The sequence below is a fragment of the Halomonas saccharevitans genome (genome assembly GCF_900116405.1).
Lineage (GTDB): Bacteria > Pseudomonadota > Gammaproteobacteria > Pseudomonadales > Halomonadaceae > Halomonas > Halomonas saccharevitans.
In genome coordinates, this window is record NZ_FPAQ01000043.1 from 20939 (window position 1) to 27521 (window position 6583).

3 protein-coding genes are annotated in these 6583 nt (G+C 67.0%); all 3 read left to right on the plus strand.

Features of this window, described 5'->3' with window-relative positions; genetic code table 11:
- The first annotated feature begins 32 nt into the window (after positions 1-32).
- The 3 genes from lldD to BM388_RS15395 all read left to right on the plus strand — a co-directional run bounded on the left by lldD (position 33) and on the right by BM388_RS15395 (position 5991).
- Positions 33-1184, plus strand: coding sequence for an FMN-dependent L-lactate dehydrogenase LldD (lldD, locus tag BM388_RS15385; protein WP_089851757.1), 1152 nt, complete (start codon positions 33-35; stop codon positions 1182-1184).
- A gap of 35 nt (positions 1185-1219) precedes the next feature.
- Positions 1220-4099: an FAD-binding and (Fe-S)-binding domain-containing protein gene (locus tag BM388_RS15390; protein ID WP_089851759.1), complete on the plus strand. Its 2880-nt coding sequence runs from the start codon at positions 1220-1222 to the stop codon at positions 4097-4099.
- 152 nt (positions 4100-4251) lie between these two features.
- Positions 4252-5991 (plus strand): hypothetical protein, encoded by a 1740-nt coding sequence (locus BM388_RS15395; protein WP_089851761.1) that lies wholly within the window; start codon positions 4252-4254, stop codon positions 5989-5991.
- Positions 5992-6583 lie beyond the last annotated feature (592 nt).

Below are 6583 nucleotides of genomic sequence, written 5' to 3' on the forward strand. Positions count from 1 at the left end.
TTGGATCGTCCACCCATTGCACGGGACTCGCCATGATCATTTCAGCTTCCACGGACTACCGCCGGGCCGCCGAGCGCCGTATTCCGCCTTTCCTCTTCCACTACGCCGACGGCGGAGCCTACGCCGAGCATACGCTGCGACGCAATGTCGAGGATCTGGCCGGTGTCGCCCTGCGCCAGCGGGTACTGAAGGACATGTCCTCCCTGTCGCTTGAGACCGAGCTGTTCGGCGAGTCGCTGGCCATGCCGGTGGCGCTGGCACCGGTGGGCCTGACGGGCATGTACGCCCGGCGAGGCGAGGTGCAGGCGGCGAGAGCGGCGGCCGGGAAGGGCATTCCGTTCACGCTGTCCACGGTGTCGGTCTGCCCCATTAATGAAGTCGCCTCGGCCGTGGATCGTCCCCTCTGGTTCCAGCTCTACGTGCTGAAGGACCGGGGCTTCATGAAGCATGTGCTGGAGCGTGCCAAGGCCGCAGGCGTCAAGACGCTCGTCTTCACGGTCGACATGCCCGTGCCCGGGGCGCGCTATCGCGACGCCCACTCCGGGATGAGCGGCAAGTACGGTGGGATTCGCCGCATGCTGCAGGCGGCGACTCATCCGCGCTGGGCCTGGGACGTGGGCATTCATGGGCGCCCTCATGACCTGGGTAATGTCTCAGACTATCGCGGCCACCCCACCGAGCTAGAGGACTACATCGCCTGGCTCGGCGACAACTTCGATCCCTCCATCTCCTGGAAGGATCTGGAATGGATCCGTGAGTTCTGGGACGGGCCGATGATCATCAAGGGCATCCTCGACCCCGAGGACGCCCGCGATGCCGTGCGCTTCGGCGCGGATGGCATCGTCGTCTCCAACCATGGTGGCCGCCAGCTCGATGGGGTGCCCTCGACGGCACATGCCTTGCCGGCCATCGCCGATGCGGTCAAGGGCGACCTGGCCATCCTGGCCGATTCCGGCGTGCGTAATGGCCTCGACGTGGTGCGCATGATCGCGATGGGTGCCGACACCGTCCTGCTGGGACGTGCCTTCATCTACGCGCTGGCCACCGCTGGAGAAGCGGGCGTGGCGCATTTGCTCGAGCTGATCGACAAGGAAATGCGCGTGGCGATGACGCTCACCGGGGCGCGCACCATCGCCGATCTCGGATCGGATTCGCTGGTGCACAGCGCGAGCCGCACTGAATAATGACTCGGCGTGTCGGCATGAGAGAGGAGGGTGAGATGGGTGATGAGACTGCACGGGGAACCGAGACCGGCGGCGTGACGGCGCCCTTCGAGGCGCTGCGCGAGGCACTGAGCGACGTGCTGCCCGCCGAGCGGCTGATCGACGATCCGCTGCGCACCCTGGCCTACGGTACCGACGCCAGCTTCTACCGGCTGATCCCGAGGCTGGTGGTGCGTCCCCAGAGCGAGGCGGAGCTGCAGCGGGTCCTGGCCGAGTGTCGGGCCCGGCAACTCCCGGTGACCTTTCGCGCCGCCGGCACCTCGCTCTCCGGCCAGGCGGTGACCGACTCGGTGCTGATCCAGTTCGGCCGCGGTTGGCGGGATCATGCGGTGCTCGACGACGGGCGGGCGATCCGCCTGCAGCCCGGGGTCATCGGCGCCCGGGCCAACCAGTTGCTGGCCCCCTTCGGTCGCAAGATCGGGCCCGATCCGGCCTCGATCGCCAGCTGCATGATCGGCGGCATCGCCGCCAACAACGCCTCTGGGATGTGCTGCGGCACCGCCCATAACAGCTACCGCACGATGCGCGACATTCGCGTGATCCTGGCCGACGGCAGCCTGCTCGATACCGCCGACGCCGACAGCATCGCTGACTTCCGGGCCTCCCACGGCGAGCTGCTGGCCAGTCTCGAACGCCTCGCCGCCCAGACGCAAGGCAGCGCGGCGCTGGCCGAGAAGATCCGCCACAAGTATCGGCTCAAGAACACCACCGGCTATGCCCTCAACAGCCTGGTCGACTTCGACGACGGCATCGAGATCCTCAAGCACCTGATGATCGGTTCCGAGGGTACCCTGGGCTTCATCAGCACCATCACCTACGACACCGTGGTCGACGAGCCCCTCAAGGCCGCTGCCCTGGCCTTCTTTCCCGACATGGGCACGACCTGCCGCGCGACCATCGCGCTCAAGCAGGCGCCGGTCTCCGCCGTGGAGCTGATGGACCGCGCCGCGCTGCGCTCGGTACAGGACCAGTCGGGCATGCCCGCGGTGCTGAAGACGCTGCCCGAGGGGGCGGCGGCGCTGCTGGTCGACGTGCGCGGCAACGACGAGGACGAACTCGAGGCGCGCATGCAGGCGGTGCAGGCGACCCTCGAGGGCATCCAGACCCTGGAGCCCGTCACCTTCACCCGCGAGGCCGAGACCTACGCCCTCTACTGGAAGATCCGCAAGGGGCTTTTCCCGGCGGTGGGGGCGGTGCGTGAGATCGGCACCACGGTAATCATCGAGGACGTGGCCTTTCCCATCGAGCGGCTTGACGAGGGTGTGCTGGCGCTCACCAACATCTTCCATCGCCACGGCTACCGCGACGCCATCCTCTTCGGCCACGCCCTGGAGGGGAACCTGCACTTCGTCTTCCCTCAGGGGTTCGAGAAGCCCGGCGAGGTGGAGCGCTATCAGGCGCTGATGGACGAGGTGGCCGAGCTGGTCGGCGTGGAGTACGGCGGCTCGCTCAAGGCTGAGCACGGTACCGGGCGCAACATGGCGCCCTATGTGGAGCTGGAGTGGGGCCCCGACGCCTACGCGCTGATGTGGGAGATCAAGGCGCTCTTCGACCCGGAGAACCTGCTCAATCCCGAGGTGATCCTGAGCCGCAACCCGACCCTGCACCTGGAGAACCTCAAGCCCCTGCCGGCGGCCGATGAGATCGTCGACAAGTGCATCGAGTGTGGCTTCTGCGAGGCGGTCTGCCCGTCGAAGGACCTGACGCTGACCCCGCGCCAGCGCATCGTGATCGCCCGGGAGCTGGCGCGGCTAGAGGCGCTGGGCGCGTCACGCAGCTTCGAGGACGAGACGCGGCTGGCCGCCCTGCGTGAGGACTACCGCTACGCGGGTGACGAGACCTGCGCCGCCGATGGCCTCTGCTCCACCCAGTGCCCGGTGGGCATCAATACCGGCGACCTGGTGCGCGGCATGCGCCACGAGCGGGCCGCTGGCACGGCTGGGGTCGCGCGGCGCATCGGGCGCCACTTCTCGGGTGTGACCCGTGTGGCGCGGGGCGGGCTCAACGCGGCCGGCGCGGCCAGGACCCTGCTCGGCATCGACCTGATGGCCAAAGCCAGTGCCGGGGCGCGCCGGCTGAGCGGTGATCGCCTTCCCCAGTGGAGCCCGGCCCTGCCCGGGGCGGCGTCGATTCGGGTATTGGAGCGGGTGTCGTCGGGCGATGCCTCGCGGGACAAGGTGGTCTACCTGCCCTCCTGTGCCACCCGCATCTTCGGCGCCGACCATGACGACGCGGCCGAGAAGCGCTCGGTGATGGAGATCACCCTGGCGCTGCTCGACAAGGCCGGCTTCGAGGTCATCCTCCCGGAGATGATCGGCCACCTCTGCTGCGGGATGGCCTTCCAGTCCAAGGGGCAGTTCGAGGAAGCGACCCACAAGGGACGTGAGCTCAACCGCGAACTGCTGGTGGCGAGCCAGAACGGTCGCTATCCGGTGCTCAGCGACACCAGCCCCTGCACCCTGCAGATGCGGGAGTACCTCGATGAGCGACTCGAGATGCTGGAGCCGGTCGCCTTCGCCCACGATCACCTGCTGCCCCGGCTCGACGTCACGCCGGTGGACGAGCGGGTCGCTGTGCATGTGACCTGCTCGAGCACTCGCATGGGGCTCGCCGACAAGTTCGTCGGCCTGGCGAGGGCCTGTGCCCGCGACGTCGTGGTGCCGGCGGAGATCACCTGCTGCGGTTTCGCCGGTGACAAGGGCTTCAATACGCCGGAGCTGAATGCCTCTGCGCTGGCGGGGCTGGCCGAACAGGTGGCCGGCTGCAGCGCCGGCTATTCCAACTCGCGCACCTGCGAGATCGGCCTGACCGAGCATGGCGGCATCCCCTATCGCTCGATCCTCTCGCTGCTCGATCGGGCCAGCGGCGCGCCGTGAGTGGCGCCCCCGGAGCGCTTGCGCGCTCCGGGGCCTCGAGGGCGCGCTTTTGCTGCTGTTGAGGTTGTCCTTTCTTAACCGTTTTCCGCTAAAGTATTGCGTCTCGTCGCATGGGTGCGACAGAGGCAGATACTCACGTAGGGAGACTTCGAGTGGTAGTACAAGCAATCCGGAAGGCGTCCGGTCATGCGGTTCTCCGCCCCCATCGTCTGCTGATCGGCGCCGCCGGCCTGGTCCTGCTGGCCGGCTGCGCCGAGGAAGAGGCACGCTTCGTCTCGGCTCCCGAGGCCACCCTCGGCAGCGACATCGCCGGCGAGCTCACCTCCGCGAGCGACGTCAATCTCAGCGACGGCACGCGCGTGGCCGCCCACTGGCTGTGCAGCGAGGCGGACGGCTCGGCGTCATCGATGGTGCGCTACGAGCTAGAGGCGCCCTTCGCCGCCCGCCTGTCGGCCTTCGGCGAGCAGGGGCAGTGGCTGGGTAGCGTCACAAGCGAGCCCGAGGGTGAGCGCGCGGCGCTGACGGCCTCCGCCGAGGCGTGCACCCTGGTGGCCATCAGCGGGCAAGACGATGGCGCCTTCGGGCCCTATCGCCTGGAGGCCGAGTCGGTCTCCCTCGCGACCGAGTTCGAGACCGACCGGCCGCTGGTCGGGCGGCTGGAGGACGGTCGAGCGGAACACCCCCTGACGCTGGAGGCGCCCGCCTGGATCGACCTGTCCCTCTCCGGTGACGCTAACGTAGGCCTGCGCCTGGTCGGCGACGGCGTCAGCCAGCAGGCCAGCGCCTGCGCGCCCGGCGAGCTGCGCCTGGACGCCTATCTCGATGCCGGAGAGTACCGCGTCGAGGTCGAGCGCGGTGACACGGCGGCCGAGGTCTCGGGCGAGGCGTGCGAGCGCCGCATGCTGGGCACCGGCGGCATCTATCGTCTCGAGGCCAAGCGCAACGATCTGGCCGATGGCCGTCGCAATGCTGGACCGTTGCGCGATGGCGATCGCATCACCGGCAGTCTCGAGTCGGCATCCAGCAATGTCTACACGCTGGCGATCGACGAGCCCAGCAGCATTACGCTGGCGCTGCGCTCCTCGGCCTTCGATACGGTGCTGCGCGTCGTGGGAGAAGGCAATGAGCTGGTCGATGACGACGGCGGCAACGATACCGATTCGCGGCTGCAGACTGTGCTGATGCCCGGCGAATATCGCGTCGAGGTGAGCGGCTACGGTGAGGAGCAAGGCGAGTACGCGCTGGATGTTTCCCTCGATGCCTTTGACGGTGAGCTGCACAACGGCGGCGCGCTGACGCTCGGCGAGAGCCTCGGTGGCAATCTCTCCGGGAATGGTGTCAGCAATACCTATCGCTTCGAGGTCGACGCAGTCAGCGAGGTAGAGCTGGCTCTCGACTCCGGCGCCTTCGACCCCGTGCTGCGGCTCTACGGCAACGGTATCGAACTGCGCGACGACGACGGCGGCGGCGACCGCAACTCCCTCATTACCACCGTGCTCCAACCCGGCGAGTATCGTCTGGATGTGGAGAGCTATAGCGGCACCGGCACCTACCGCCTGCGCACCGAGCAGCGTGCCTTCGAGGGGCGTATCGGCAACGGAGGTGAGGTGGCGCCCGGCGAGGTGATCTATGGTCAGCTGAGTCCCGGTCGTAGCCTGACCTATCGGCTGGTTCTGGAGGCGGCTCGGGATGTCGTTATCGAAAGCACCTCGGGCTCGGTGGATACCGTCCTCGACCTGAGGGGCAACGGGGTCAACGAACAGAACGACGACGCCGGTGATCTGGGCTACGGGTCACGGATCCATCGCTATCTCGAGCCCGGCACCTACGAGATCGAGGTGAGTGGCTACGGTAGCAGCGATGGACGAGTGCGCCTGGCCATCGGCGGCTGAGATCATCGATAGGTAAGTCGGTAGCAGAAAGTGAAGGTTCGAGAGCCGCTTGGCTTCTCCAGCTGCCCTGTCCGAACGCCCGCCCTGTGCGGGCGTTCGTGTGTCCGGCCAGCGGCTTTATCTATCCACAGCCGGTCGTGCTGTAGAGGCGAGATAGGGCGGTGTGGATAAGCTTTCGGTCACCGCCGCGACACGGCCCTGACATTTTTCTTCATCGAGGCCTTGCGCGGTGCCGGGGAAAGCCGTAAAGTACGCATCCGCTGCCGGCAACGGGCAAACGTTGCAGGCGGTGACAGTGGTGGAAGTGCTTGTTTCCATTTGGGTTTTTCGAAGTCGCTTTGAAAATTCCCGCTTGACGAACTCGCCGCATTCGGTAGAATGCACACCACTAGATCGGCACTCACTTCGCTCTGGCGAGATGAGGTTTCGGTCACCCGCTTCGCTTCTTCGGAACGCCTCGCCGGGTTGACAAGAAACGCCGGTCATGTAGAATACGCCTTCCTCGCAGGGCGCCGGCGAGACCGCCGCTTCAATGATGCGGCCGGACACGACGGCAACAGCGAGACGCTCTTTAACAATCGATCAGGTAATT